The organism is Pseudomonas sp. AC070, from assembly GCF_979258635.1.
Genome location: NZ_OZ409871.1, coordinates 4,554,882 through 4,581,667, shown reverse-complemented (window position 1 = coordinate 4,581,667; position 26,786 = coordinate 4,554,882). Strand labels below are relative to the sequence as shown.

Annotated in this window: 26 protein-coding genes and 1 pseudogene; 7 read left to right on the top strand and 20 right to left on the bottom strand. The window is 61.3% G+C overall.

What is annotated here, in order from left to right; genetic code table 11:
• Positions 1-113: 113 nt before the first annotated feature.
• Together ACZZ0Q_RS20540 and ACZZ0Q_RS20535 are read right to left on the bottom strand one after the other, a co-directional pair.
• Entirely contained in the window at positions 114-866 is a 753-nt protein-coding gene (locus ACZZ0Q_RS20540) for an ABC transporter substrate-binding protein (RefSeq protein WP_463536209.1), read from the bottom strand.
• A gap of 17 nt (positions 867-883) precedes the next feature.
• Complete coding sequence (locus ACZZ0Q_RS20535) at positions 884-1,657, bottom strand: ABC transporter ATP-binding protein (RefSeq protein WP_122493474.1); 774 nt, start codon at positions 1,655-1,657, stop codon at positions 884-886.
• Positions 1,658-1,969: 312 nt separating this feature from the next.
• On the opposite strand from ACZZ0Q_RS20535, the gene ACZZ0Q_RS20530 reads away from it, so the two are divergent.
• The 3 genes and pseudogenes from ACZZ0Q_RS20530 to ACZZ0Q_RS20520 all read left to right on the top strand — a co-directional run bounded on the left by ACZZ0Q_RS20530 (position 1,970) and on the right by ACZZ0Q_RS20520 (position 4,563).
• Positions 1,970-2,839, top strand: a complete 870-nt coding sequence (locus ACZZ0Q_RS20530; protein WP_463540973.1) for a helix-turn-helix transcriptional regulator — start codon at positions 1,970-1,972, stop codon at positions 2,837-2,839.
• A gap of 383 nt (positions 2,840-3,222) precedes the next feature.
• Positions 3,223-3,996 (top strand): annotated as a pseudogene (locus tag ACZZ0Q_RS20525) (PAS domain-containing protein); the annotation flags it as partial.
• Entirely contained in the window at positions 3,994-4,563 is a 570-nt protein-coding gene (locus ACZZ0Q_RS20520) for a methyl-accepting chemotaxis protein (RefSeq protein ID WP_463561042.1), read from the top strand. The pseudogene ACZZ0Q_RS20525 and the gene ACZZ0Q_RS20520, both read left to right, overlap by 3 nt.
• 262 nt (positions 4,564-4,825) lie before the next feature.
• Here the strand turns inward: ACZZ0Q_RS20520 and ppa are convergent, their stop codons facing one another.
• From ppa to exaC, 8 genes are all read right to left on the bottom strand, one after another.
• Complete coding sequence (gene ppa, locus ACZZ0Q_RS20515; RefSeq protein WP_122453923.1) at positions 4,826-5,353, bottom strand: inorganic diphosphatase; 528 nt, start codon at positions 5,351-5,353, stop codon at positions 4,826-4,828.
• A 100-nt stretch (positions 5,354-5,453) separates the two neighbouring features.
• Positions 5,454-6,272 carry a M90 family metallopeptidase gene (locus tag ACZZ0Q_RS20510; protein WP_463540974.1) on the bottom strand — a complete coding sequence of 273 codons (819 nt, stop codon included), beginning with the start codon at positions 6,270-6,272 and terminating at the stop codon, positions 5,454-5,456.
• A 12-nt stretch (positions 6,273-6,284) separates the two neighbouring features.
• Positions 6,285-6,941, bottom strand: coding sequence for a DedA family protein (locus ACZZ0Q_RS20505; protein WP_463381596.1), 657 nt, complete (start codon positions 6,939-6,941; stop codon positions 6,285-6,287).
• A gap of 235 nt (positions 6,942-7,176) precedes the next feature.
• Positions 7,177-7,632, bottom strand: coding sequence for a GNAT family N-acetyltransferase (locus ACZZ0Q_RS20500; RefSeq protein ID WP_122453926.1), 456 nt, complete (start codon positions 7,630-7,632; stop codon positions 7,177-7,179).
• A gap of 126 nt (positions 7,633-7,758) precedes the next feature.
• Complete coding sequence (gene eutC, locus ACZZ0Q_RS20495) at positions 7,759-8,586, bottom strand: ethanolamine ammonia-lyase subunit EutC (protein WP_463540975.1); 828 nt, start codon at positions 8,584-8,586, stop codon at positions 7,759-7,761.
• Between the two features lie 97 nt (positions 8,587-8,683).
• The gene (locus ACZZ0Q_RS20490; protein ID WP_463540976.1) at positions 8,684-10,078 is read right to left on the bottom strand and encodes an ethanolamine ammonia-lyase subunit EutB; all 1,395 of its coding nucleotides are present in this window, start codon (positions 10,076-10,078) and stop codon (positions 8,684-8,686) included.
• A gap of 173 nt (positions 10,079-10,251) precedes the next feature.
• Positions 10,252-11,622 carry an ethanolamine permease gene (gene eat / locus ACZZ0Q_RS20485; protein WP_463540977.1) on the bottom strand — a complete coding sequence of 457 codons (1,371 nt, stop codon included), beginning with the start codon at positions 11,620-11,622 and terminating at the stop codon, positions 10,252-10,254.
• Positions 11,623-11,956: 334 nt separating this feature from the next.
• Positions 11,957-13,477: an acetaldehyde dehydrogenase ExaC gene (gene exaC / locus ACZZ0Q_RS20480; RefSeq protein WP_463540978.1), complete on the bottom strand. Its 1,521-nt coding sequence runs from the start codon at positions 13,475-13,477 to the stop codon at positions 11,957-11,959.
• Positions 13,478-13,794: 317 nt separating this feature from the next.
• On the opposite strand from exaC, the gene ACZZ0Q_RS20475 reads away from it, so the two are divergent.
• Positions 13,795-15,705 carry a sigma-54-dependent Fis family transcriptional regulator gene (locus ACZZ0Q_RS20475; protein WP_463560884.1) on the top strand — a complete coding sequence of 637 codons (1,911 nt, stop codon included), beginning with the start codon at positions 13,795-13,797 and terminating at the stop codon, positions 15,703-15,705.
• Here ACZZ0Q_RS20475 and ACZZ0Q_RS20470 read toward each other — a convergent pair.
• Positions 15,702-16,832 (bottom strand): GGDEF domain-containing protein, encoded by a 1,131-nt coding sequence (locus ACZZ0Q_RS20470; protein WP_463540979.1) that lies wholly within the window; start codon positions 16,830-16,832, stop codon positions 15,702-15,704. The genes ACZZ0Q_RS20475 and ACZZ0Q_RS20470 overlap by 4 nt on opposite strands.
• A gap of 184 nt (positions 16,833-17,016) precedes the next feature.
• Between ACZZ0Q_RS20470 and ACZZ0Q_RS20465 the strand changes: the two genes are divergently transcribed.
• Positions 17,017-17,481: a hypothetical protein gene (locus ACZZ0Q_RS20465; protein WP_463540980.1), complete on the top strand. Its 465-nt coding sequence runs from the start codon at positions 17,017-17,019 to the stop codon at positions 17,479-17,481.
• A 217-nt stretch (positions 17,482-17,698) separates the two neighbouring features.
• Here the strand turns inward: ACZZ0Q_RS20465 and ACZZ0Q_RS20460 are convergent, their stop codons facing one another.
• From ACZZ0Q_RS20460 to ACZZ0Q_RS20440, 5 genes are read right to left on the bottom strand one after another with little or no spacing between them, the layout of a single operon-like run.
• Positions 17,699-18,256, bottom strand: a complete 558-nt coding sequence (locus ACZZ0Q_RS20460) for a DUF4136 domain-containing protein (RefSeq protein ID WP_463540981.1) — start codon at positions 18,254-18,256, stop codon at positions 17,699-17,701.
• Positions 18,257-18,305: 49 nt separating this feature from the next.
• Positions 18,306-18,911: a DUF4136 domain-containing protein gene (locus ACZZ0Q_RS20455; protein WP_463540982.1), complete on the bottom strand. Its 606-nt coding sequence runs from the start codon at positions 18,909-18,911 to the stop codon at positions 18,306-18,308.
• 35 nt (positions 18,912-18,946) lie between these two features.
• Positions 18,947-19,696, bottom strand: a complete 750-nt coding sequence (locus tag ACZZ0Q_RS20450; RefSeq protein WP_463540983.1) for a methyltransferase domain-containing protein — start codon at positions 19,694-19,696, stop codon at positions 18,947-18,949.
• A complete protein-coding gene (locus ACZZ0Q_RS20445) occupies positions 19,693-19,998 on the bottom strand; it encodes a nucleotide pyrophosphohydrolase (protein WP_463540984.1) in 306 nt (101 codons plus the stop codon). Before ACZZ0Q_RS20445 ends, ACZZ0Q_RS20450 begins: the two co-directional genes overlap by 4 nt.
• Before the next feature lie 39 nt (positions 19,999-20,037).
• The gene (locus ACZZ0Q_RS20440; protein ID WP_463540985.1) at positions 20,038-20,889 is read right to left on the bottom strand and encodes a MaoC family dehydratase; all 852 of its coding nucleotides are present in this window, start codon (positions 20,887-20,889) and stop codon (positions 20,038-20,040) included.
• Positions 20,890-21,072: 183 nt separating this feature from the next.
• Between ACZZ0Q_RS20440 and ACZZ0Q_RS20435 the strand changes: the two genes are divergently transcribed.
• Positions 21,073-22,068 carry an AraC family transcriptional regulator gene (locus ACZZ0Q_RS20435; RefSeq protein ID WP_463540986.1) on the top strand — a complete coding sequence of 332 codons (996 nt, stop codon included), beginning with the start codon at positions 21,073-21,075 and terminating at the stop codon, positions 22,066-22,068.
• A 9-nt stretch (positions 22,069-22,077) separates the two neighbouring features.
• On the opposite strand, the gene ACZZ0Q_RS20430 is transcribed toward ACZZ0Q_RS20435, so the two are convergent.
• On the bottom strand, positions 22,078-23,430 hold the full coding sequence (locus ACZZ0Q_RS20430) for a 3-oxoacyl-ACP reductase (RefSeq protein WP_463540987.1): 1,353 nt from the start codon (positions 23,428-23,430) through the stop codon (positions 22,078-22,080).
• 158 nt (positions 23,431-23,588) lie between these two features.
• Between ACZZ0Q_RS20430 and ACZZ0Q_RS20425 the strand changes: the two genes are divergently transcribed.
• Entirely contained in the window at positions 23,589-24,866 is a 1,278-nt protein-coding gene (locus tag ACZZ0Q_RS20425; RefSeq protein WP_463540988.1) for an acetyl-CoA C-acetyltransferase, read from the top strand.
• 181 nt (positions 24,867-25,047) lie between these two features.
• On the opposite strand, the gene ACZZ0Q_RS20420 is transcribed toward ACZZ0Q_RS20425, so the two are convergent.
• The 3 genes from ACZZ0Q_RS20420 to ACZZ0Q_RS20410 form a co-directional block, all read right to left on the bottom strand.
• The gene (locus ACZZ0Q_RS20420; protein ID WP_463540989.1) at positions 25,048-25,332 is read right to left on the bottom strand and encodes a helix-turn-helix domain-containing protein; all 285 of its coding nucleotides are present in this window, start codon (positions 25,330-25,332) and stop codon (positions 25,048-25,050) included.
• A 96-nt stretch (positions 25,333-25,428) separates the two neighbouring features.
• On the bottom strand, positions 25,429-26,112 hold the full coding sequence (locus tag ACZZ0Q_RS20415; protein WP_463540990.1) for an OmpW/AlkL family protein: 684 nt from the start codon (positions 26,110-26,112) through the stop codon (positions 25,429-25,431).
• A 126-nt stretch (positions 26,113-26,238) separates the two neighbouring features.
• The gene (locus tag ACZZ0Q_RS20410) at positions 26,239-26,769 is read right to left on the bottom strand and encodes a DUF3299 domain-containing protein (RefSeq protein ID WP_463540991.1); all 531 of its coding nucleotides are present in this window, start codon (positions 26,767-26,769) and stop codon (positions 26,239-26,241) included.
• Positions 26,770-26,786: the final 17 nt, after the last annotated feature.

The window sequence follows — 26,786 nt, the reverse complement described above, 5'->3', positions numbered from 1 at the left end:
GCAAGGCGAAATCGCGCCGGGCAGCGCAGCGTACCTAAGCACTTCAACTACTTTGGTACGTGAGCACGCCCGGCGCGGTTTCAACGCAGCATGGCCGACGGCCAGGAGGCCGCTTAGTAGATGCTAAAGGGGAAGTATTTGTCGTTGATCTTCTTATAGGTCCCGTCCGCAATGATCTCCTTCAGCGCAGCATTCAACTTCTCGCGCAGCGGGTCTTTTTTGCGCACGGCGATGGCGATTTTGTCGTTGTCGAAGACTGGGTCACCTTTGAATTCGAAGCCTTTGCCGGTTTCGCTTTTCAGCCATTCCCAGTTCACGAATTTGTCGGCGAGCACGCCATCCACACGGCCGGAGGCCAGGTCAAGGTAGGCGTTTTCCTGGGTGTCGTAGAGTTTAATGTCGACGACGTCAGCCATGTTGTCTTCCAGCCAGGTGCCGGCGATGGTGGCGCGCTGGGCACCGATCACTTTGCCTTTGAGGCTGGCTTTGTCGGTTTTGAACGGTTTGTCTTTGGCGGCAATGAATTGCAGCTTGTTGGTGTAGTACGCGTCGGTGAAGTCGACGGCGTTTTTACGCTCTTCGGTGATCGACATGGAGGCGGCCAGGAAGTCGAACTTCTTGGCGTTCAGGGCGGGAATGATGCCGTCCCAGTCGGAGGTGACCACTTCGCACTCGGCCTTCATTTTTGCGCACAAGGCCTGGGCGATTTCTACGTCGAAACCGCCAACCTGGCCGCTCGCGTCGATCAGGTTGAACGGCGGGTAGGCGCCTTCGGTGCCTATTTTCAGTTTGTCAGCGGCGACGGCACCAGTGCCGAACGCCAGGGTAGCGGCCGCGGCCAGCAGTATCTTTTTGTAGTTCTGCATGGGGTTGTTGCTCCGTGTTAGCGATTGCTGGACATGAATTGCTTGCAGCGCGCCGAGTTCGGGTTGCTGAACACCTGCTCGGGCGATCCTTGTTCTTCCACCAGGCCCTGGTGCAGAAACACCACTTCACTGGACACCTGGCGGGCGAAATTCATTTCGTGGGTGACCAGCAGCATGGTCCGGCCTTCCTCGGCGAGCGCGCGAATAACGTTAAGCACTTCCTGGACCATTTCCGGGTCGAGTGCCGAGGTGGGCTCGTCGAACAGAATCACTTTAGGTTGCATGGCCAGGGTGCGGGCGATGGCGGCGCGCTGCTGTTGGCCGCCGGACAGTTGCGCCGGGTACACGTGGCGTTTGTCGCCGATGCCCACTTTGGCCAGCAGCGCTTCGGCTCTTTCGGTGGCTTCGGCTTTGCTCAAGCCCAGTACGCGACGTGGCGCCTCGATGATGTTGTCGAGCACCGTCATGTGCGGCCACAGGTTGAAGTTCTGGAACACAAAGCCAATTTCGCTACGCAGGCGGTTGATCTGCTTGTTGTCCGCCGCGACCAGCTCGCCGTGCTTACCCGCTTTGAGCTTAAGCGCTTCGCCGGCCACCAGAATTTCGCCCTTGTGTGGGTTTTCCAGGAGGTTGATGCAGCGCAGAAAAGTGGATTTGCCAGAACCGGAAGAGCCGAGGATCGAGATTACGTCGCCGTCACGGGCGGTAAGCGAGATGCCCTTGAGCACCTCGAGGTCGCCGTAGCGTTTGTGCAGATTACGGATTTCGAGCGCGGGCGTTGCCTCGGCCATGGGGTGTCCTCTTGTTCTTAGGGTGCGCTGAATGCGGCGACTTTCCTGGCGAGGCTGCAACCTAGCATAGCGTCGGAAGAGCAGCCAAGACTGCCTAAGAGGCTATTTGGCTGCCTGCCGAAATGGTGTCGCATCGGCGCAATTGGCTGGCGCGAGGATGCAAAACGAGGCGGCATTTCGTAAGAGGCTGTGGGAAACAGGTGGTGAAGTCCAAGGTTTGGCTTCGCTTTTCTTCACCCAAGCGCACATGTGTAGTCATTTAAGACATATCCATGTTAATTACTCAGCGTCGCTCAACGCTGTGAGGCTGCTATGAAACGCAAGCAATCGATCGAGCAGGTCCGTTGGGACCTGGCCCTGCGTTATCGCCTGATCGAAACCGTGGCGTGGTGGGAGGGGCGGCTGACCACGGGGCATCTGATGCAAAGCTTTGGCATCAGCCGGCAGCAGGCATCGAAAGATATCAACAGTTACCTCAGCGAATACGCGCCGAATAACCTCGACTACGACAAGCACCTAAAGGGCTATGTGCCCAGCGCAACGTTCAAGCCACTGTTTATTGATGACAGTGCTAGCGCGTACTTGCACCTGCTCAACCAGAACCACGAACGCGCGCCTCACATTGAAGGCCTGGCATTGGCTTACGCCCATACCGAAGTGCTGACGGTGCCCGACCGCTCGGTACGCCCGCAGGTGCTGCGCCCGCTGTTGCGCGCCTGCCGTGAGGGGCTGCGTTTGGAATGCGAGTACGTGTCGCTGGCCAATCCGCTCGCCGAGACGCGCCTGATCGCGCCGCACACCTTGGTGTACACCGGAATGCGCTGGCACGTGCGCGCCTATTGCGAGAAGAACCGCGACTACCGCGATTTTGTATTGAGCCGCCTGCGCGGCGTGCCTGATGTGCTGGATGAGTCCGAGCACCGCATTGAGTCCGACGCCGGGTGGGCGGCGCAGGTCGACGTGATTATCGAACCGGATTCACGCCTGAGCGCCGAGCAGAAAGCGATCATCGAAATCGACTACGGCATGCACGAGGGCCAGCTTCGTGTCGCCAGTCGTGGCGCGCTGGTGCAGTACGTGCTTCAGCGTTTCCAGCTCGACGCCAACAAAGTGCAAAGCAAAGCCAGCGCCCAGCAAATTGTGGTGGCCAATATCGATGCCTTGCAGCCTTGGCTTTACTAACGGGCCCACTTACTCAGCCGGGCCGTAGGCCAAATGCGCCGTCAGCCAAAAGAAGGCGGCAACGGCCAGCAGAATGTGTGCGTTGTTTAGGACTGCGTTGAGCAACCACACGATCAGAACTCCAACGAAACGGTGTGGCTAAACCCTAAGCCGGCGACGTTGAGCGGTCGATCTGTCTACTTTTCGTGCGTAATGTTTTCGCACAGGTCGGCGCGCATTTCTCTAGCGCTCCTCAATAGGCGCTCAATGCCGCTCGTCTACCCCAATCAAAATACTTGTACGAAGGCATTCGGTTTGTACAAGTATTTTGATAATGTCGTGCTGATGTCAGCCGGCCATCCTTTCCCTACGCCGCCGTCCGACTCCATGAATGAGGTCATGTGATGTTTTCCAAGAATTTGAAGCTTGAGCTGACAGCCAGGACGGCTGAAGTGGAGGGATTCAAAGGACTGATGGCTGCGCTGGAGCGCTCGATGGCGGTGATTGAATTTGATCTGGACGGCCGGGTCATTCGGGCCAATCAGAACTTTCTTAACGTAATGGGTTATCGCGCTGAACAAGTCGTGGGCAAAGCGCATCGCGAGTTCTGCACGCCTGCCCATGTCGGCAGCAAGCAATACACCGATTTCTGGGCCGCGCTGCGTAAGGGCGAATTTGTTTCAGGCACCTTTCAGCGCCTTGATAGCAAAGGCCAGAACGTGTGGTTGGAGGCCAGCTACAACCCCGTGTTGGATGCCGATGGGCGTGTGTTGAAAGTGGTGAAGTACGCCATGGACGTCACCGAGAAACTCACCCGCGAGCGTGATGCGCGCGCCAAGTTGGTGGCGATTGACCGGGCAATGGCGATTGTAGAGTTCGATCTTCAAAGCAACATTCTGACCGCCAACGAAAACTTCGTGCACACCCTGGGCTACGGCCTTGGCGAGATTGTCGGCAAGCCGCACAAAATGTTTTGCGACGCGGCGCTGGTCAATAGCGCGGAATATGCCGAGCTGTGGCGTGGCCTGAATCGCGGTGAAATTCGCGGCGGGCAATTCAAACGATTGGCCAAACATGGCCGTGTGGTTTGGCTGGAAGCGACCTACAACCCGGTGTACGACGCCGAAGGCAAGTTGTGCAAAATCGTGAAGTTCGCCAGCGACATTACCGAGCGTGTGGAAAAACAACAGAACGACGCCCGCAGCGCCTCGCGTGCTTATCACATCTCCACCGAGACAGAAAAAACCGCCGAACACGGCACGCAAGTGATTCAGGAAACCGCACGGGAAATGCGTCAGATCGCCGAAAACATCGGCGCTTCGGCCAAACTCATCACCCAGCTGGGCGCACGTTCCGAGCAAATCACCGCCATCGTTAACACCATTCGCGGCATCGCTGACCAAACCAACCTGCTGGCGCTCAACGCCGCTATTGAAGCGGCACGGGCGGGCGATCAGGGCCGAGGTTTTGCCGTGGTGGCCGACGAAGTGCGGCAACTGGCCGGGCGCACCAGCGGCTCTACCGCCGAGATCGCCGAACTGATCGGGCAGATTCTCAAAGAAACCCGCGAAGCCGTAACCAGCATGAACCTGACCCAGGAAGTAGCAAACCACGGCGTCACCCTCGCCGACCAGGCCGGCGCCGTAATCGTACAAATCCGCGATGGCGCCAGCGGGGCGGTGGAAGCGGTGAGCATGTTTGCGGCTACGCAGGAAAATGCGGAGCGAGTGGGGGTGTTTGCTTAAGGGAATGGGGCGCGGCTTAGAGCATCGCGGCTGAAGCCGCTCCTACAGAAAGGAGCCCTGGCTTTTAAAAAATCGCGGCCGCAACGCATCTCAAGATTGAGCGAGCTAGAGCGGGGCAAGGCGAATAAAGCTTTTGAAGCGCAGTGGGCTGGTGCCCATGAGCATTCAAAAGTTTTATTCAACGCAGCCCCGCCGACGCGCAGCCAATCGCTTAATAACGAAAAAGCCGGCTTGTGGCCGGCTTTTTGGTGGAAGCTTTGGCTTATTTTTGGTAAGCCGCAACCGCCTTCAAAATCTCGGCACGGGCCGCTTCCGCGTTGCCCCAGCCTTCAACCTTGACCCATTTGCCTTTCTCGAGATCTTTGTAGTTCTCGAAGAAGTGCTTGATTTGCTCAAGCAGCAGCGGGGGCAGGTCGGTGTATTCCTTGATGTCGACATACAGCTGCGACAGCTTGTCGTGCGGTACGGCGATCAGTTTGGCGTCGCCGCCGGCTTCGTCGGTCATGTGCAGAACGCCGACTGGGCGCGCGCGAATCACTGCGCCTGGGGAAACTGGGTACGGGGTAACGACCAATACGTCGAGGGGGTCGCCGTCATCCGCCAGGGTGTTGGGGATGTAGCCGTAGTTGGCTGGGTAGAACATGGGGGTGGCCATGAAACGGTCGACGAACAGGCAGTCGCTGTCTTTGTCGATTTCGTATTTGATCGGCGCGTGGTTGGCCGGAATCTCGATGGCGACGTAGATGTCGTTCGGCAGGTCTTTGCCGGCCGGGATCTTGCTGTAGCTCATGGGTTCGCTTCCCTTGGTTGGCCAATCAAACTTGGCCGTGGCGGCCAAAAAGTGGGCGCGATTATAGGCATATTCGCCAGCCGTTACCATGCTTGGCCGCTCAGCCGTTGGTCTCGTTTTGCCCTGTAACGGCGCGCTGTTCGAGGCGGCGCAGACGTTCCAGCGGGTCTTGCCGGTAGAACGCTTGCAGTTGCACGTACACCTTCGGGTAGGCCTGCACGAGCAGATCCGGGGCGCTAAAGAAGTATTCGCTGGTGACGGCAAAGAACTCTGCCGGGTTTTCGGCCGCGTAGGGGTCGATGGCGGTTTCGGCGTCGGGATTGTCATCCAGTTGCCGGTTCAGGTCGTCGTACGCGCTTTGCATGGCGCTCGACCATTCTTCCAGGCGCATCGAGCGATGCAGTGGCGGCAGGCCGTTGGCATCGCCGTTGAGCATGTCGAGCTTGTGCGCCAGTTCGTGAATCACCAGGTTGTAGCCGTCCCAGTTGCCGCTGCTGAGCACGCCGGGCCAGGCCAGAATCACCGGGCCTTGCAGCCAGGCTTCACCGCTGTGCTCGCCGTCCCACTCGTGCTCGATGCCGTTGGGGTCGCGGTGGCGCTGCGGGCTGACGAAGTCGCCGGGGTACAACACGATTTCATGGAAGCCCTGATACCAGTCGAGGTCCGGCAGGTGCAGCAACGGCAATTGGGCGAGGGCGGCGAGGTGCAGGCGGTCTTCACCGTGAAGCTCGACGCCGGGCAGCGCGGTCAGGTGCTTGTCGTGAATGAACAATACGCAGCGACGTTTCAGGCGCTGAATGTCTTCGTCACTCAGGCCGTCGAGAATCGGCAACCGCCGCAGCACCCGCGCCCAGCTTTCGGGCGCGATCGGGTGCTTTTGCAGAATGCGGCGCTGACGCCAGCCGCGAAGAAACCACATGGCGCGAGCCGATCAGTTGGCCGAGTCGGGCGCGGTTTCCGGGCGCAGGCGATGGTGCAGCCAGCCAATCACCATGGGCAGCAAGCTCAAGCCGATCACCACCAGAATCATCAGTGACAGGTTGTCTTTCACAAACGGCGCGTTGCCGAAGAAGTAGCCCAGCGTCACCAAACCGCCGACCCACGCCACGGTGCCAAGGGCGCTGAAGCCGAGAAAGCGCAGATACGGCATACGGCCGATGCCCGCAACGAACGGCGCGAAGGTGCGCACGATGGGCAGGAAGCGCGCCAGCGTTACGGTTTTGCCGCCGTGGCGGTCGTAGAAGTCGTGGGTGCGTTGCAGGTAGTCGCGGCGGAAGATTTTCGATTTGGGGTTGCTGAACAGTCGTTCCCCCACGTTTCGCCCGATCACATAGTTGGTGCTGTCGCCGAGCACGGCGGCAAACATCAGCAGGCCGGCGAGTAGCACCGGGTCCATGCTGCCGGTGGCGCACATGGCGCCGGCAATAAACAGCAGCGAGTCGCCTGGCAAAAACGGCATCACTACCAGGCCGGTTTCGCAAAAAATAACCAGGAACAAAATGGCGTAAATCCACACGCCATAGTTCGCCACCAGCACGGCCAAGTAATTGTCCAGGTGCAGAATCAGATCAATCGGGTTGAATTCCATATGACGCCTATTGCGCTGAGGGAAAAGAGCACTGGCGTTCGATAGCCGGTAGGTCGGTCGGCATTATAAGAGCAAGGTCTGGGGGTCGCGCTGCAGTTTGTTGCAACAGATGTCTGTCGAAACGACCGATGGCCAACCCGCCTAATTCACTGCCCTGCGTTGGTGCGCCCGACGCTGCAGCGCCCCACGCTTGACGCCGCGCATGAGCCTAGCGCGGCCGTGTGAACGGTTTAAGTCAGTCGCTGTTGATCGGCAGCACGTAGTTTTTGAATTGGCTGTCTTCGCGAAAACCGATGGACTCGTACACCTTCTGCGCCACCTCGTTGTTGCTGCTGGTGGACACACGCATGCGCACGGCGTTGGTTTCTTTGGCCATTTTTTTCGCGGTTTGCAGCAGGCGATCCGCCACCAACTGCCGGCGCGCGTCTTCGGCCACATAGATGTCGTTGAGAATCCACACGCGCTTGAGCGACAACGACGAGTAACTCGGGTACAGCTGGCAGAAGCCCATCAGCTTGTCTTCGTCGTCCGCCAGGGCCAGGTAAATCACCGACTCCTTGCGGCGCAGGCGCACTTCCAGAAATTTGCGCGAGGAGTCCGGGAACGGCAGCTCACCATAGAACTCGCGGTATTTGACGAACAACGGCGTCAACAGATCCAGGTGTTCCAGAGTGGCTTGGACAATGCGCATGGTGGCCTCGACTGCAATGAATAAGGGCTGCGCTGGCGGCGCGGGGCACGGCCAGGGTTGCCGAGATGCTGCCTGTGGTGGCTAGAAAGCGCAATCCAAGCAAGCGTTTGAATCTGACGGTGGCGGTTATGACTTCGGTGCGTCGAGTAAGAAGTTGTGGCGCATGTCTTGAGGGTTTTCCGAATCCAGGCTGTGCACTTCGGCTTCGTCCTTAAGGTGCACGCCAGACAACTGCCGCCGACACGCCTCACGCATCAAGTACAGCAGGCGATGGGCCGCCATGCCATAACTCAGGCCTTCGAGGCGCACATTGGAAATGCAATTGCGGTACGCGTCGGTTAAGCCGACCTTGGGCGCATAGGTGAAATACAGGCCCAGGCTGTCGGGCGAGCTCAAACCCGGACGTTCGCCGATCAGAATCACCACCATTTTGGCGCCCAACAGCTGCCCCACTTCGTCGGCCACCGCCACGCGTCCCTGTTCCACCAGCACCACCGGCGACAGGCTCCAGTTATCGGCCGCCGCCTGTTCTTCAAAACGCTGCAAAAACGGCAGGCTGTGGCGATGTACCGCCAAGGCGGAGAGGCCATCGGCGATGACTATGCCCAGGTCAACGCCGCCGGGGTTGGCCTGGGCATAGTCGCGCAAGGTCTGCGCAGACGCTTCGTTGAGCTTGCGGCCCAGGTCTGGCCGTTGGAGGTAACTGTGACGGTCGGCGGCGGCGCTGTGCAGCAGCAGCGTGTCGCGCCCGCGCTCGGCCAGTTGGGCGCTGAGTGCCGCGTGGTCGAACGGCAGGTGCACGGCATCGCGGGCCTGGGCGTGGGCGTATTGGAAATCAAGCTGCGCGGTGGTTGGCAAGCTGGTGCCGGCGCGGCCCAAGGCGATGCGCGCGGGCGTGAGGCGGCGTAGCTCCTGCCAGGGGTTGTCGATGCTGCCGGTGATTTCGTTTTCCATCGTTCGTCCTTACGCGACCTGTGGGAGAGGCTTCAGCCTTGATGCTGTTAAAGCACAAGCATCGACGCTGAAGCCTCTCCTACAGGTGGGGCGGAAATTAATTCAATTGCGCCAACGCTTGGCGAAACGCTGGCGGCAGCTGTTCGCCGAAGCGCACGCGGCCATCGGCCTGGGTGAAGATGCCCATGCGTTGCAGCCAGGCCTCGAACTCCGGCGCCGGGCGCAGGCCCAGGGTTTGCCGGGCGTAGAGCGCGTCGTGAAACGAGGTGGTTTGGTAATTGAGCATGATGTCGTCCGAGCCCGGAATGCCCATGATGAAGTTGATGCCGGCCACGCCCAGCAAGGTCAGCAGCGTGTCCATGTCGTCCTGATCGGCTTCGGCGTGGTTGGTGTAGCAAATGTCGCAACCCATCGGCACGCCCAGCAGCTTGCCGCAGAAGTGGTCTTCCAGGCCGGCGCGAATGATCTGCTTGCCGTTGTACAGATACTCCGGGCCGATAAAGCCGACCACGGTGTTGACCAGAAACGGTTTGAAATGCCGCGCCACCGCGTAGGCGCGGGCTTCGCAGGTTTGCTGGTCGACGCCGTGGTGCGCGTTGGCCGACAGCGCGCTGCCCTGGCCGGTTTCGAAATACATCAGGTTGTTGCCCAGCGTGCCGCGCTTGAGGCTCAGCCCCGCTTCGTAACCTTCTTGCAGCACGTTCAGGCTGATGCCGAAACTGGCGTTGGCCGCTTCGGTGCCGGCGATGGACTGGAACACCAGGTCCAGCGGCACGCCGCGTTCGATGGCGGCGATCGAGGTGGTGACGTGGGTGAGCACGCAGGCCTGGGTGGGAATTTCGTAGCGCTGAATGATGGCGTCGAGCATTTCCAACATGGCGCAGATCGAGGCGATGCTGTCGGTGGCCGGGTTGATGCCGATCATGGCGTCGCCATTGCCGTACAGCAGGCCGTCGAGAATGCTCGCGGCAATACCGGCGGGCTCGTCGGTGGGGTGGTTGGGCTGCAAGCGGGTGGACAACCGCCCCTGCAAACCCAGCGTGCCGCGAAATTGCGTGACTACGCGGATCTTCTGCGCCACCAGCACCAGATCCTGCACCCGCATTATTTTAGACACCGCCGCTGCCATCTCCGGCGTCAGCCCCGGCGCCAGCGCGCGCAGGCTGTTCTCGTTGGCGTGGTCGCTCAGCAACCAGTCGCGAAAGCCGCCCACGGTCAAGTGGCTGACAGGCGCGAAGGCCAGGGCGTCATGGGTGTCGATGATCAGGCGGGTGACTTCGTCCTGTTCATAGGGAATCAGCGCTTCATCGAGAAAGTGCTTGAGCGGGATATCGGCCAACGCCATTTGCGCCGCGACGCGCTCGCCGTCGTTGCTGGCAGCGACTTCGGCCAGGTAGTCGCCCGAGCGCGCCGGGCTGGCCTTGGCCATCACTTCCTTGAGGCTGTCGAACCGATAAGTTTCGTTGCCCACTGCGTGGGAAAAACTGGCCATAGGCACTCCTTCTGGTGGCTGCAAAAGCCCATTTGCCATGTTCTTTGTTCTGAAACCATAGTCGGTCAGAGCATCGCAGATGGAGTCTTGATTCACTTTTCCTGCTGCAAAGAGCGCTGCAAAGAATGGGCCCGCAATGCGGGCCCAGGTCGAACGAGGGTGAACAACCGCGATCAGACGCCGTTGAGCATGGCGTCGGCGGGCGCGTTGGCGCGCTGGGTCGCGGTGAGTTGGAAGTAGACGAAGCCCACCGCCATAAAGCCCAGGAAGATCAGGCCGATGGTGGCGTTGAAGTACGCCATCGCCACCAGGCACACCACCGCCAGCGCCAGGGCAATGCCCGGGACAATCGGGTAGCCCGGCGCGCGGAAAGTGCGCTCCAGGTTCGGCTCGGATTTACGCAGCTTGAACAGGCTGAGCATGCTGATGATGTACATGACGATGGCGCCGAACACCGACATGGTGATCATCGCCGCAGTCAGGCTCATGCCCTGCAAGTTAATCAGGCCGTCGCTGTAGATGGCGGCGATGCCCACCAGGCCGCCGACGATGATGGCGCGGTGCGGCGTCTGGAAGCGCGACAGTTTCGCCAGGCCTTTAGGCAAGTAGCCGGCGCGGGCCAAGGCGAAGAACTGACGGGAGTAACCGAGGATGATGCCGTGGAAGCTGGCCACCAGGCCGAACAGACCGATCCACACCAGCATGTGCATCCAGCCGGAGTTTTCCCCGACCACGGCTTTCATCGCTTGAGGCAGCGGGTCGTTGATGCCTGAGAGCTTGGTCCAGTCGCCCACGCCACCGGCCATGATCATCACGCCCACGGCGAGGAAAACCAGGGTCAGAATGCCGCTGATATAGGCTTTAGGGATGGTGCGTTTCGGGTCTTTCGCTTCCTCGGCCGCCATGGCCGCGCCTTCGATGGCCAGGAAGAACCAGATGGCAAACGGAATGGCCGCGAAGATGCCGGAAATCGACGCCGCGCTGAACTCGTTCTGGCCAGACCAGCCGTTGAGCACGAAGTTACTGAAGCTGAAACCCGGCGCCACAACGCCCATAAACACCAGCAGTTCAGCCACGGCGAGCACGGTGACCACCAGCTCGAAGGTGGCGGCGATGCGCACGCCGAGAATGTTCAAGGTCATAAACACGAAGTACGCGCCGACGGCAGCGTGCTTGGGGTCCAGTGCCGGGAACTGCACGTTCAGGTAAGCACCGATGGCCATGGCAATGGCGGGTGGCGCGAACACGAACTCGATCAGCGTGGCCAGGCCGGCAATCAAGCCTGCCTTCTCGCCGAAGGCACGACGGCTGTACGCGAACGGGCCGCCGGCGTGGGGAATGGCGGTGGTCAGTTCGGTGAAGCTGAAGATAAAACAGGTGTACATCGCCGCCACCATCAATGCGGTGACGAGAAAGCCCAACGTGCCAGCGGTGCCCCAGCCATAGCTCCAGCCAAAGTACTCGCCGGAAATCACCAGGCCTACGGCAATGCCCCATAAATGCAGGGTGCCAAGCGTGGGTTTTAGTTGTGTTGTTGTAGTCATGTATGGACCCGCCCTGAGTGGTGAACCGTTCAGAAAGACAGGGGCCATCACGCAACGGCCATGCCAGGCGCAACAAAATGTTGCAGCGCAGTGGGAAAAGGTCGCGATTGGAAAGGGTGAGGGTCGTTTTTGGTTTTTGCGTGGAAGTGACTGGTGGGTCGGTGTTTTAGGCAGGGGTGGCGGGGCGCGCAAATGGTGCAGGGTAAAGCAGCCCTCTCCCCCAGCCCCTCTCCCGCGAGCGGGAGAGGGGAGTTAAACCGCGAGCTCGCTTGGAGCGCCTATCAAGCCCCCTCTGCCCGCTTGCGGGAGAGGGCTGGGGAGAGGGTTTTACGCTTTAGAAAAACCCCAACGGATTAATGTCGTAGCTCACCAGCAAATTCTTGGTTTGCTGGTAGTGGTCCAACATCATCTTGTGCGTCTCGCGGCCAACGCCGGATTTCTTGTAGCCGCCAAACGCCGCATGCGCCGGATACAGGTGGTAGCAGTTGGTCCACACGCGCCCCGCCTTGATGGCCCGACCCATGCGGTACGCGCGGTTGATGTCACGCGTCCACAAACCCGCACCCAGGCCAAACTCGGTGTCGTTGGCAATCGCCAGCGCTTCGGCTTCATCTTTGAAGGTGGTAACGCTCACCACCGGGCCAAAGATTTCTTCCTGGAATACGCGCATTTTGTTGTTGCCCTTGAGCAGGGTCGGCTGGATGTAATAGCCCGACGACAGGTCGCCCGACAGTTGCTCCACCTTGCCGCCGGTCAGCAGCTCGGCGCCTTCGGTTTTGGCGATTTCCAGGTACGAAAGAATCTTGTCGAATTGCTGCTCCGAGGCCTGGGCGCCGACCATGGTGTCGGTGTCCAGCGGGTCGCCACGTTTGATCTGGCTGATCTTCTTCATCACTTCCTGCATGAAGGCCGGATAGATCGACTCCTGCACCAATGCGCGCGACGGGCAGGTGCACACTTCGCCCTGGTTGAAGAACGCCAGCACCAAGCCTTCGGCGGCCTTTTCGATAAAGCTCTGCTCGGCCTGCATGATGTCTTCGAAGAAGATATTCGGGCTCTTGCCGCCCAGCTCCACGGTGCTCGGAATAATGTTTTCCGCCGCGCATTTCATGATGTGCGAGCCCACGGGCGTCGAGCCGGTAAAGGCGATTTTGGCGATGCGTTTGCTGGTGGCCAGCGCCTCGCCCGCTTCCTTACCGAAGCCTTGCACCACGTTGAGTACGCCCGGTGGCAGCAAGTCGCCAACCAGTTCCAGCAGCACGCAAATGCCCAGCGGAGTTTGCTCGGCAGGCTTGAGTACCACGCAATTGCCGGCGGCCAGTGCCGGGGCGAGTTTCCAGGCGGCCATCAGCAGTGGGAAGTTCCACGGAATGATCTGCCCGACCACGCCCAGCGGTTCGTGAATGTGGTACGCCACGGTGTGTTCGGTGATTTCTGCCGCCGAACCTTCCTGCGCCCGCAGGCAGCCGGCGAAGTAGCGGAAGTGGTCGGCTGCCAGGGGAATGTCGGCGTTCAGGGTTTCGCGTACGGCTTTGCCGTTGTCCCAGGTTTCGGTGACAGCCAGCACTTCGAGGTTGGCTTCGATGCGGTCGGCGATTTTCAGCAGCACCAGCGCGCGGTCTTGCGCCGAGGTTTTGCCCCAGGCGTCTGCGGCGGCGTGGGCGGCGTCGAGGGCCTTGTCGATGTCTTCGGCAGTGGAACGGGGGAATTCGGCGATAGGCTTGCCGTTAACCGGCGAGGTGTTGGTGAAGTACTGGCCTTTTACCGGGGCCACGAACTCACCGTTGATGTAGTTGCCGTAGCGGCTTTTGAAGGAAACGATGGCGCCGCTGGTGCCCGGATGTGCGTATTGCATGGTGAAGTTCTCCTGGCTTTTTATGCTTTTAGGGAGCGCGTTCGATTGCGCTGGGTTAAGCGTAGAGCAAGCCCTGAGCCAGGCCTCATTGAATACGCCCGAATGGCCGCTGACAGCGAATTGGCGGCCGCTCTGCGCCGGGGCTTTGGCGCGATTGGTTAATGAGCGGGCGGATATGCAACAGCAGCGGTGACAGTTTGTCCCATTCTTGGTACAGCCGCCGCGCGGCGGGCAAGCTATGCTCAGCGCGGCCTTGGCGCTCGATACGGCAACCCCCTCGATAGCAAGCCAAGCGCACACTGCGGAGAACAATAACAATGCAGAGTCAATTCAACCGTCACACCCAACAGGTGATGACGCTCGCCCAAGGCAAAGCCCAATTCGACGGGCCTGCCGCCGACCCGTCCATCGCCCGCTCGTGGCTGCGCTGCTTGCAGGACTATCACCTGGACCCCAGCCAAACCATGGCGCCCACCGTGCTTGAACATGCGCGCGTGTTGGAGCGTCGCGAGCGTTTGCAGCAGGTGCTGGAGATTGCCAGCGGCGAGATGACCAGCCTGTATCAGCAACTGGCCGGTGCCGGCCATGCGGTGCTGCTCACCGATGCGCGCGGCGTGATCCTCAACAGCGTGACCGGCAATTCCGAGCGCAAAAGTTTCGAGCGCGCCGGCCTGTGGCTGGGCGCGGATTGGAGCGAAGCCTGCGAGGGCACCAACGGCATCGGCACCTGCCTGATCGAACGCCAGGCACTGACCATTCACCAGGACGAACACTTTCGCGGGCAACACACCGGGCTCACCTGCTCGGCCAGTCCGGTGTTCGACTGCCAGGGCGATCTGCTCGCCGTGCTCGACGTGTCGTCGGCGCGCGCAGACGTTTCGCGCCAGAGCCAGTTTCACACCATGGCGCTGGTTAACCTGTCGGCAAAAATGATCGAAAGCTGCTACTTCCTGCGGCGTTTCGAGGGCCAGTATTTGCTGCGCTTTCATGTGCAGGCCGAGTACGTCGGCTTGTTCAGCGAAGGGCTGCTGGCGTTCGAGGGGGATGGGCGCATCAGCGCGGTTAACCAGAGCGCCATGAACCTGCTCGGCGACACGCGCGGCAACCTGATAGGCAAACCGCTGGAAAGCTTTTTCGATTGCCGGCTGGACGAGCTCTTGGGCCGCTCCAACCTTGCCAGTAGTTGGCCGCTGCGCACCCACAGCGGCCGCGCCTTGTTCGCCCAATTGCGTGGTGTGGCGCGCAGCCAGCCGAGCGCCCTGAGCCCGTCGATTGGCCGCTTGGCCAGCAAACAAGTGCCGGCCGACATTCCTGCCAGCTTGTGCGTGGCCGATGTGGCGTTGCAGCGCGAGTTTCGTCGCGCCTTGCGCGTGTACGAACGCGACGTGCCGCTGCTTATCAATGGCGAAACCGGCACCGGCAAAGAGGCGTTCGCCAAGGCCATTCACCAGGCCAGTTCACGCGCCGGCAAGGCCTTTGTCGCGCTCAATTGCGCGGCCATTCCCGAAAGCCTGATTGAAAGCGAGCTGTTCGGTTATCGCGGCGGCAGTTTTACCGGCGCCCGTAAGGAAGGCATGAGCGGCAAGCTGCAACAGGCCGACGGCGGCACGCTGTTTCTCGATGAAATTGGCGACATGCCATTGGCCATGCAAACCCGCTTGTTGCGGGTGTTGGAAGAGCGCGAAGTGGTGCCCATCGGCGGCACGGCGCAGGCGGTGAATGTGCGCGTTATCAGCGCCACCCACCGCGAGCTGGGCGAACACGTGGCCGCTGGCAGTTTTCGCGAAGACTTGTTTTACCGCCTCAACGGCCTGGTGCTGACCCTGCCGCCATTACGCGAACGCAGCGACCGCGAGCAGTTGCTGGCGCATTTGCTCGCTGAGGAAAGCCAGGGCCAAGCGCTGCGCTTGGACGCCGAGGCGCGCCAGGCGCTGCTCGATTACGCCTGGCCCGGCAATGTGCGGCAGCTGCGCAATGTGCTGCGCACCTTGGTGGCCTTGTGTGAGGGCGAGCGCATCAGCCTCGGCGAATTACCGGCTGAGCTGCGCCAGCGCCAGCGGCCGGCTGCCGCACAGAGCGAGGCGCCGCTAAACGCGGCCGAGCGCAGCACCTTGCTGGCGACGCTCAATCAGCAGCACTGGCACATGAGCCGCACGGCGGAGCAACTGGGCATCAGCCGCAACACGCTGTACCGCAAGTTGCACAAGCATGGGATTGAGCGGCCTTAAGCCGTAGCCGCCACTTCCAGGCGGTCGCGGCCATTGGCTTTGGCTTGGTAGAGCGCGCGGTCGACGCGCTGGAAGAAATGCTCGGCGTCGTGGTCGCGCTTCGCATCGAAGCGGCCGACGCCAACGCTGGTGGTCAGCGGCAGGTGCTCACCCTGTAGGTCTATGCCGTTGCTGGCCAGGTCTTGGCGGAACTGCTCGGCCAATGCTTGCGCCTGTTCCAGCGAGGTGTTGGGCATCAGCACGCCGAACTCTTCACCGCCCAAACGCAACAGCGCGTCGCTGTCACGGCGAAACACCTGGCGCATGCGCTGGGCGAATTCACTGAGGCAGGCATCGCCGCCGGAATGGCCGCGCTGGTCGTTCACTTTCTTGAAGAAGTCGATATCCAGCAGCACCAGCGCCAGAGGCTCACCGGTGCGCTTGGCGGTGGCGACCATGTTCTGGAACAGGCTGTTGAATTGGTAGCGGTTGCCCAGCTGCGTCAGCGTATCGGTGCGGCTCAGTTGGTCGAGCGTGGCCTGTTGCTGCAGCAGGCGCAGCTCCAAACTCAGCGTGCCGAGGTATTCGCGATGGCTGCGGTTCAGGGCCAGCAGCAAGTAGCTGAGGTAGAACACGAGGGTAACAAGCTGGGTGTGGCCGTCGCGCCAGTCCAGGGCCATCACGGCGAGGCCGGGCACATACAGCAGCAGAATGGCGATGAACGCGCGCTTCTTGCGCATGGCGAAATTGAAGGTCATCGCCGTGCTGAAGGCCACGGTGCTGAGGGTGGCGATCATCGCGGACTCGGCAAACGCATCGCTGTACAGCGCCCAGGCATGGGCTTGGCCCCAGCACAACGCGGTCAACAGCACCAAACCCCAGTGGCGGTCGAGCCAGCGTTGCAGCTGTTCCTGACTCTGAGCGTGCGGCGGCGTATGCAGTAAGCGTGCGGTCATCAGCCCGGCGAACAGCAGGCTGCCAGCGATGCCGGTGATCAGCAGAGAACCTGGCGCGGCGCTGAACAGCCACGTCAGGAGCCAGGCCAGCAAGTAATAGATGCCGCCAAGGCGCGTGCGGACGCGGGTGTCTTGAACTTCACGCCAGAGGGCAAAGGTTTGCGGTGAACGCGGTAATTCGGCGTCGGTCATTTTTTGTGATCACAGGAGTCTGCATTCCCGGAGCATAGTGCTTTGATTGAGAAAAAAATATCAAAACGCTATCACTGCTACCGGTGGTCGCCAGACCATTCGTCAAACTCCTTGCACTCTTACGTAGCGCAGCGGCCCAACGTGGGTACATCAAGCAATGAGCCTGAGGCTCAGGGAGTGACAGATGAACCGATTCAATCGCAAGCCGGCCCTGTTGGGCGCGGCGTTCGTGCTGGCCCTGGGTGCCAGCGCTTCTAGCTTCGCCGTCGACGCTGGTGCTCCGGGCCGCGCCGTTCAAGGGGCGAGCCCAGGCGGCTCGTCGAGTCAGGGAGGAGCCGGCGCCGGTACCACAGGCAACGGCGTGAACAGCGGCGGCGCCACCACTAACGGCTCGAACACCAATGGCTTCAACAGCAACGGCTACAACAACAACACCAACAGCAGCGGCACCATCAACAATGGCGCCGACACCAATACCAATGGCACCAATAACAACGGCGGCAACATGAATGGCGGCCAGATGAATAACAAAGGCTCGGGCAGCATTGGCACCGGCACGGGCAGCGGAACCAACACGGGCGGCACGCTGGAAGATCAGCGTCGGGCCAGTGGTGAAGCGATGGAGCGTGAGCGTACTGGCGAGCAGTAACGGCTAGCGCAGTTTTGTTTCGATTGCGACTCGGTCCTGTAGGAGCGGCTAGGCGGCTTTCCGATCAGCCGCGATGCTTTTAGATCAAGAGCATCGCGGCTGAAGCCGCTCCCACAGTGGTTTTGCAGTAGCTCGAACATCGCAGCGCAAATTCCTGTAGGAGCGGCTTCAGCCGCGATGCCTTTAGCTCAAGAACGCCCGTTCTCGGTAGTCGAAATCAGTGCGGCGGATACTGGCTAAGAATTTTCGCCACGGTGTCCCGAATCGCCGCCTCGCGCTCAACCGGTGTGGTTTGGTTGTTGCGCACGATCTGCTCGGCGCTGCCGCGCCAGACCAACTTGCTATCTTTGGCGTCGAATAAGTCGACCTGCACGGTACCGACTTTGTAGTCGACGTTGCGGGTTTCGGTGTAGCCCGGGCCGCCCCAGTAGCCATTCCAATAACCGCCCCAGGCGCCGCCATAGCTGGTGCTCACCTGGTCGGTACGGTTTTCGACAATCAACCACGCTTGCACGGTCACGTCGCCCTTGCCTCCGGCCGGGGCCAGGCGCACGCCGCGCTGATCGAGTTGCTCGCTGACTGCCGCACGAATGCGTTGTTCAGTCAGGTCGCTTTTAATCCGCGGATCATCCGGGCTGTACTGCAACGCCGGCTCTTTCCAAGTGAAGGTGCGGTACGCGGCGAAGTCGCGGTTCTTGTCGAAATCCTGATTGAGCTGGGCGTTCTGGCAAGCGGCCAACAGCAGAAGCAGGGGAATGACCAGCAGTCGTTTCATGGCAAATCTCCCTTCATGCGCGGGGTGTGCGCTGAAGTGTAGTGGTGGCTCAGCGCGGCGGATAAGCGCTGAGGGCTTTGTTAACGGCTGAGCGCAACGCGTCTACGCGCTCGCTCTGGCTGCCACGGTGGGCGGTTTCGGCACTGCCATTCCAGATGCTTTGGTGGTTGCGCGCATCAATCAGCTCGATGCGCACCACTTGCACCTCTTCCTCGTAAGTGCGCATGACGGGGACGCTGCCGTACACACCGCCGTAATTGTTGCCATAGGGCCCGCGCCCGTAATACGAGCCGTAGTCGTCGCGCTCCTGGCGCAGACGACGCTCGACACGCACATCGGCGCGCACTTGCACATCGGCCACGGCGCCTTGGCGAGCCGGACGCAGGCCGCGTTGGTCGAGACTATTGCTGAGAATATCGGCCATTTGCTCCGGCGTGGCGCCGGCGGTGCCGCCGGGCAGGTGCCCGTTTTCCCAGGCCCAGGTTTGATAGCGGCCGTAGTCGCGCGGCGCTGCCGGATAAGCACTGAGGTCGAGGGTCTGCGCCGCGGCGGCTGGCGCTGGCGGCAGTGGATTCGAACTGGCGGTGTAAGGGTTCTGGCTCTGGCAGGCGGCCAGGCCCAGGTAGCAGGTCAGTAGAAGCAAACGGCAGTTCATCATGCGCTCCTCATTTTTACGGCAGCGCCGCCTCGTTACAGCGGGCGGCAAATCCAATGCAGGTAGCGGCCCAGGCCCATAAAGCTCGGGTGGCGACGGTGCGCCAGTTCCATTTCCAGCAAATCGAGCAGCTGCGCTTTGTGCTGAAAGTCGCTGGGCATGTAGTCGTGAAAAACCCGCACGCCGCTCTGGCTTTCGACTCGCCAAGCCGTGGCGAGTTGCGTCGCCAGTTCGCGCGGGTCCAGCGGCATTTGCGGGGTGAGGCTTTGCTTCTCGCCGGCGAATTCTTCTTTGCGCAATTTGCGGAAATGGCCTTTGAGCAGGTTGCGGTAGATCAGCGCGTCTTTGTTGTAGAACGCCAGCGACAGCCAGCCGCCCGGCGCGGTGAGCTGGTGCAGCACCGGCAGAATGGCATGGGGCTCGGCGAGCCACTCCAGCACGGCGTGGCACACCACCAGGTCATAGCGGTCGGTGAGTTGGCCGAGCAAATCTTGCCACGGCGCCTGGATGAACTCGGCGCTCTGGCCCGCAGCGGCAAAGCGTTCGCGGGCACCTTGCAGCATCGGTTCTGCCGGTTCGGTCACGGTGACGTGGTGGCCCCGTTCAGCCAGCCACAACGACATATGGCCAAGCCCGGCGCCGATATCCAGAACACGCAACGGGCGGTCGGGCAGCGCTTCGGCGAGGTCAGCCTGGAGCACGGCCAGGCGAATGGCGCCTTTGGCGCCGCCATAAATTTTCTCGGCGAAGCGGGTGGCCAGTTCGTCGAAGTGGCGATCACTCATTTGGCGAACCGCCGTTCGTTGTCGGCAAGCTTGGCGCGCACCACCTCATCCATGTCGAGGCCCAGTTCGCTGCACATCAGCAACAGATACAGCACGACGTCGCCGATTTCCTGACCCGCGTGGGCGAGGGTTTCAGGAGGAAGCTGGCGCGATTGGTCTTCGCTCAACCACTGAAAAATCTCCACCAGTTCGGCCATTTCCACGCTGGCGGCCATGGCCAGATTTTTTGGGCTGTGGAAACCGCGCCAATCGTTGGCGTCACGAATGGCGTGCAGGCGGGTGGTGAGTTCGGTGAGGTTCATGCGGCGCTCCGGGCAGAAGGGCCGCATTGTTTCATGGGGCTAGATCACTCGCCAGCTACCGCTCATGTGCGGCACGTCGTGGTTGCCGACCAGCTTGAACTGGCCGCTGCTGGCCGGGTTGCTTGCTTGCAGGGTGACGGCGCTGGGCAACAGCACTGGTTTTTGAAAACGCACATCCACCACATAGCCGGAGGCCGGCAAACGCTCGCCGAGCGCGGCCAGGGCCCGCCCCTTGTTCCATAAACCATGTGCGATGGCGCGCGGGAAACCGAACAGCTTGGCGCTCAGGGCTGACAGGTGAATCGGGTTGTAATCGCCCGCCACGGCGGCGTAGCGGCGGCCGATGTCGGCGGGCGCTTGCCAGTGGGCAATGTCTTCCAGCGGCAAGGTAATTTCTTCGCTGCGTTCAGCCGGTTGCCCCGACAGTTTTACCGCGCGGCAGAGGATGCGGCTGTCGCCTTCCCACAGCAGACCGAGCTGGTCTTCCAGGCGTGTGATCAGGCTGAATACGGCGCCTTTTTCGTGCGGCTGAAGATTTTCCACATGCACGCTGGCAATAAACGGCCCCATGCCGCCCAGCGGACGCACGCCGCGAATGCGATTTTCCAGATGCACCAGGCCGAGCAAGGGGAACGGAAAGGTGGCGTCGGTGAGCAACTGCATCTGCAAGGGGAACGCGAGAATGTGCGGGTAGGTCGGCGGCAAATGGCCGTCGTCGCTGAAGCCGCAAAGCTGGCGATAACGCTCAAGCTTCTTTGCGTCCACCGTTACGGCGCAGCGCAACCCCAGGTCTGGCAGGGTCTGCCCACGCACGCCCCGGCGCACGGCGGCACGCGCGAACAAGCCCGGCAGGGCAGGGATGGCGGGCAGGTCGAGCCACGTGGTGGTCATAAGCATCCTCCTGATTTTATTAAAACCGCGAATGCCAGCAGCTTAGACTGCCAGCGCCGTGCCACATTGGCCGCCCGGCCCAGGCAGCCGGCAGGCCAGCCAATGGGCACATGTGCGGCCTTGAGCCTGCGGGGCAAAACTGCCTAAGATGGCCGCGCCTCACGAACCTATAAGAATCCTAAAATGACGCGTGATCTGACCGACGATGTGGCGCTGATGCGCCCGGTGATCGACGCCCTGCGGGCCAGCGGAACCGATCCTGATCGGGTGCTGGCGCGGGTTGGGTTGCCGCCTGGTGGTTTGCCTGCCGGGCGCTTTCCCCATTCGGCGCAGGCGTTGTTCTGGAAGGCCGCCAGCGAAGAATGTGGCGAAGACGATGTCGGCCTGTATCTGGCTCAGCACCTGCCGGCCTTCCATGGTTTGCTGCTGGAGTACCTGTTTCTCTCCAGCGAAACCTTCGGCGACGGCCTGCGCCACGCCTTGCGCTACGTGCGCTTACTCTCCGACACCCTGAATGCCCGCCTTGATGTGGAAGGTGACCTCGCGACGCTGGAGCTGGGGATGCCGGCCGGCGTGCCCCGGCACTTTCCCGAAATGCTCGCCGGCGCGGTGATCCGCTTGTTTGCCGCGCTCACCGAAGGCCAGTTCAAGCCGCGCCTGGTGCAACTTATTCACAGCGAAGGCGCCGCGCCCAGCCGTTACCTCGAGGTGTACGGTTGCCCGGCGCAATTGGGCGCCGACCGCTACGCGCTGCAATTCGACGCCGATGTACTTAATCACGCTTCCCGCCACGCTGCGCCTGAGCTGCTGCGCATGCATGAATCCCTGGCGCGACGGCAGCTGGCTGAAGTGGAACGGCTGGACCTGGTTCGCCAGGTGCGCGAGCTGATCGGCGAATTGCTGGTCGAGAGCGGCGCCACGCTTGAGCAAGTGGCCGGCCGCCTGAATATGCCGCCGCGCCGCCTGCGCGAACGCCTGGCCATGGCCGGCGTGCGCTTTAACGACTTGGTGACCGACTACCGCTGCCGGCTGGCAAAAGAGCTGCTGCTCAAGACTGACGAGCGCATTGAAGTGATCGTCGAGCGCACCGGTTTCTCCGAACCCAGCACGTTCTACCGCGCCTTCAAACGCTGGGTCGGCGAAACGCCGGTCGAGTTCAGAAAGCGCGGCAAGCCCTGACTCAGCGGGTTAGGCGCCGAGCAAACTCTGTCCGCACACGCGCAGCACCTGCCCACTTACGCCGCCGCTGGTGGGCTGGGCAAACCAAGCCACGGCCTCGGCGACATCCTGCGGCAGGCCGCCTTGCCCCATTGAGTTCATGCGGCGCCCGGCTTCGCGGATGGTCAGCGGAATGGCCGCCGTCATCTGCGTTTCGATAAAGCCCGGCGCCACGGCGTTGATGCTGATGCCGCGCTTGGCCAGGGCCGGCGCCCAGGCCGCCGCCAAACCGATTAGCCCAGCCTTGCTCACCGCATAGTTGCTTTGGCCCATATTGCCGGCGATGCCGCTGATGGAGGCGAGCAGCACGACGCGGCCGTTTTCGTTGAGCTTGCCGCCATCGAGCAGCGCTTTGGTGAGAATTTCCGGGGCGCGCAAGTTGACGTCGATGACCGAATCCCAGAACGCGTCGCTCATTTTTGCCAGGGTTTTATCGCGGGTAATGCCGGCGTTGTGCACCACGATATCGACACCATCGGGCAAGGCCGCGAGCAAGTGTTCGGGGGCGTCCGGCGCGCAGATATCCAGCGCCACGCTGCGCCCACCGAGGCGGGCCGCGAGGGCGTCCAGGGCGTCTTTCATGGCCGGCACATCCAGCAGCACCACGCTGGCGCCGTCGCGGGCCAAGGTTTCTGCGATGGAGGCGCCAATGCCACGGCTGGCGCCGGTCACCAAAGCCGTTTTGCCGCCGAGCGGGCGGCTCCAGTCGTTCACCTGAGCGCCGTTGGCGTTCAGGCGCACCACTTGCCCGGAGACGTACGCGATTTTTGGCGACAGGAAAAAACGCAGCGCGCCTTCTAGTTGGTCTTCGGCGCCCTTGCTCACATAGAGCAATTGCACGCTGCCGCCCCGGCGGATTTCCTTGCCGAGCGAGCGGGTGAAACCTTCGAGTGAACGCTGGGCGCTGGCGGCGAACGGATCTTTCAGCGACTCCGGCGCACGCCCCAGCACGACCACGCGCGGGCACATATCAAGCCCTTTGAGCGCCGGCTGGAAAAACGCACGCAGCTGTTTCAGTTCATCGGCCGAGGTAATGGCGCTGGCGTCGAACACCAGGGCCTTGAGCTTGGGGCCGTGTTCGGCGGTCCAGCGGCTCAGGCCGAACAGGCCGTCTTCGCTGGCAAAAGCCTGATCGGTGAGGCGGTTGAGAAAGGTGCTGGTGGCTTCGGCCAACACGCCGCCACTGATCAGCAGCGCCCCGTCGACCGGCCGCATGCGCCCGGCCGTCCAGCGCTCCAGCCGCACCGGCGAGGGCAGCCCGAGGGCACCGACCAGGCGGCGACCGGTGGGGGAATTGGCGAAGTTCAGGTAACGATCAGACATGGCAGAAGGCTCCAGCAGGAGAATCAAATGTAGGCTCACTCTACGCAGACCGACAGCGCGCGCAATTGACCGCGCCGCTTGCGGCACTGGCAAGGCGGCCAATGCGAGCGGGCCATGGCAAGCTAGTCTGTGACCACGTATCTCCCGAGGAGTCTCACATGACCCAGCTGCGCCGGGTCGCCATTGTCGGCGGCAACCGTATTCCCTTCGCCCGTTCCAATACCGTGTACGCCACCACCAGCAACCAGGAAATGCTCACCGCTGCCCTGGAAGGTTTGATCGAGCGTTACAAACTGCACGGCGAAATTATCGGTGAGGTGGTGGCCGGCGCGGTGCTCAAGCATTCGCGCGACTTCAACCTGACCCGCGAATGCGTGCTGGGCTCGCGCCTGGCGCCTGAAACCCCGGCCTACGACATTCAGCAAGCCTGCGGCACCGGACTGGAAGCGGCGATTCTGGTGGCCAACAAAATTGCCTTGGGGCAGATCGATAGCGCGATTGCCGGCGGCGTGGACACCACCTCCGATGCGCCGATCGGCGTCAACGAAGGCCTGCGCAAAATTCTGTTGCAAGCCAACCGCGCCAAGAGCACGGGCGATAAAGTCAAAGCGCTGCTGCAGATTCGCCCGCATCACCTGGCGCCGCATATTCCACGCAATGGTGAGCCGCGCACGGGGTTGTCGATGGGCGAGCATTGCGAACTGATGGCGCAAACCTGGTCGATTCCACGCGACGAGCAAGACCAACTCGCCGTCGCCAGTCACCAAAAATTGGCCGCCGCTTACGCCGAAGGCTGGCAAGACGATTTGCTTACGCCGTACCTGGGCCTGACCCGCGATCAGAATCTGCGCGCCGACATCAGTCTGGAAAAACTCTCGACTCTGAAACCGGTATTCGAGAAAGGCCCGCGCGGCACCCTGACCGCTGCTAACTCCACGCCACTCACCGATGGCGCCTCGGTGGTGCTGCTGGCCAGCGAGGAGTGGGCCAAGGCGCGAGGGTTGCCGATTCTTGCCTATTTCCGTGACGGCGAAGCGGCTGCGGTGGATTTCGTCGACGGCAAAGAAGGGCTGCTGATGGCGCCGGTGTACGCCGTGCCACGCCTGCTCAAACGCAACGGCCTGACCTTGCAGGACTTCGATTACTACGAAATTCACGAAGCCTTTGCCGCGCAGGTGCTGTGCACGCTCAAAGCCTGGGAAGACGCCGAATACTGCAAAACCCGCCTCGGCCTGGACGCGCCGTTGGGCTCGATTGATCGCAGCAAAATGAATGTGAAGGGCAGCTCGTTGGCGGCCGGGCATCCGTTCGCGGCCACGGGCGGGCGTATTGTCGCGAACCTGGCGAAGCTGCTTTCGGTGGCTGAAAGCGGGCGCGGTTTGATTTCGATTTGTGCGGCGGGCGGGCAGGGTGTGACTGCAATCATCGAGAAGTGATCTAACCCCTGCTCGCGCAATTCAGCGCGCGGGCAGGATGTAGCAACTCCGTGATTCTCTTCCCCGTAAGAGCAGCGGCATCGCCTTGGCGGTGCCGCTTTTTTTTTGCCTGTTCCGGCGAAGGAAAAAGGGGCGGCCCATCGACAGGGCAGCCCGCTAAAAATGGCTGGCGTTCGGTCTACTAAGCGGCCTTGTTGCTGATGCTGACCTCAAGTTCCAAGTCGGCGCCTGCCAACATGTTCACTAAGGCATCCAACGAATATTTATCGATTTTTCCTTTCAGCAGATCTTTCAGTCTTGGCTGCGTTACGTTCAGCCGAGCAGCCGCTTCCGTTTGAGACACCTGCCATCCTTTCACAACGCTAGAGATGGCTCTCATCAGTTGGGAGCGAAGCCTCAGGTTCTCGGCTTCTTCTGGGGTATCAGCCAACGCATCCCAGACGCGGGTGGCGTGTTGGTAAGTCATATCTGAACCCACGCCAGCCTTAACCGGGAATAGTCGCGGCGGATTTGCCCAAAGAAAAAGGCGCCTCTTGAGGCGCCTTTTTTCGTATTGCGGTGATCAGAACTTGTAGCCAAGACCAACCATGTAAACCCATGGGTCGACGTTTACATCGACTTTCACTTTGTCGCCGGCCAGGTGAGTAGTGCCGGTGGTGTCGATGTCGATGTAGCGTACTTGGGCGTTGAGCATGATTTTGTCGGTGAGCATGTAGTCCATACCGACTTGGCCTGCCAGGCCCCACGAATCTTTCATGTCCAGGCCACTGAAACCTTTGCTTTCGGCTTCGCTGCTGAGTTTGTCGTCGAAGAACCAGGTGTAGTTGATGCCAGCGCCAACGTAGGGTTGGAATGCTGATCTGCTGTCCATCGGGTAGTACACAAGGCTCAAGGTGGGCGGCAGATGTTTCAGGCTGCCGAGCTTGCCGTTCAGGCCGGAGTAGGCGCCTGGCATGCCTTTCACGCCGACGTCGTGGCTGAACGGGGTAGCGGCGAGCAATTCGATGCCGAGCTGAGGGGTAACCATGTACGCGAAGTTCAGGCCCAGCTGCGTGTTGCTATCGAGGGTGGCCTTGCTGCCGTCGACCTTGCCGAGCACCGAGTGATCAATGCGGCCGCTGTTTTCGTGCGGGTCAACGGTAATGGCGCCAGCGCGCAGAATGATGTCGCCGGCCTCGTAGGCATGAGCTACCGGGGAGACCAGCGCGACCGCCAGTAGAGAAGCGGCGAACAGGGCCTTGGACATGGGGAGTACTCCTTCGTGACTAACGTTTGAATGGCGTCAGTATCGAAGGATGCGTAGCTGGCTATCTTGATTTGGGACAATGAATTGATGCACGCCTTGTCGGGTGCATTTAGAGACGAGGCCTACTCAGCTATCGGGTGTTTCATACGGATAGATTTTACTCGCGTCCATCTGATACCCCGCGTCGGCCAGCTCGCTGGTGCTGCTTTTGACTTGCAAGGGGCCCTCGACCCAAAACGGCTGGTAGAGCGCGTCCATCAGCACACCGAGCTCGCTGGTCACGTGCACGATCTGGTTCGAAGGCGGTGGCGGCACGTGAATGCAGGCGCCGAAATACGGCACCAGCAAAAACTCGGTCACGCGGCCTTCTTCACTCACTTCCAGCGGCACGATATAGCCCGGCAATTTCACCTGTTGACCATCCAGCGCTTGCACCACCGGGGCGGCGGGCGATTGCTGCTTGGCCGCTGGTGCTTGCTCGGCGGCCAGCGCATCGGCGAGCTGAGACAAATCATGCATGGGCGCGGCCGGCTGGGTGGCAACCGGGGCGTCGGGCGGCACCATTTCCGACCAGGTGAGTTCGCGCACATCGGCGGCCCAGGCGCTGAGCGTCAGCAGCGGCGCCAACAGCAGGGCGGTGAAGAACGGGCGCAACATGGTCGGAATCCTTAAAC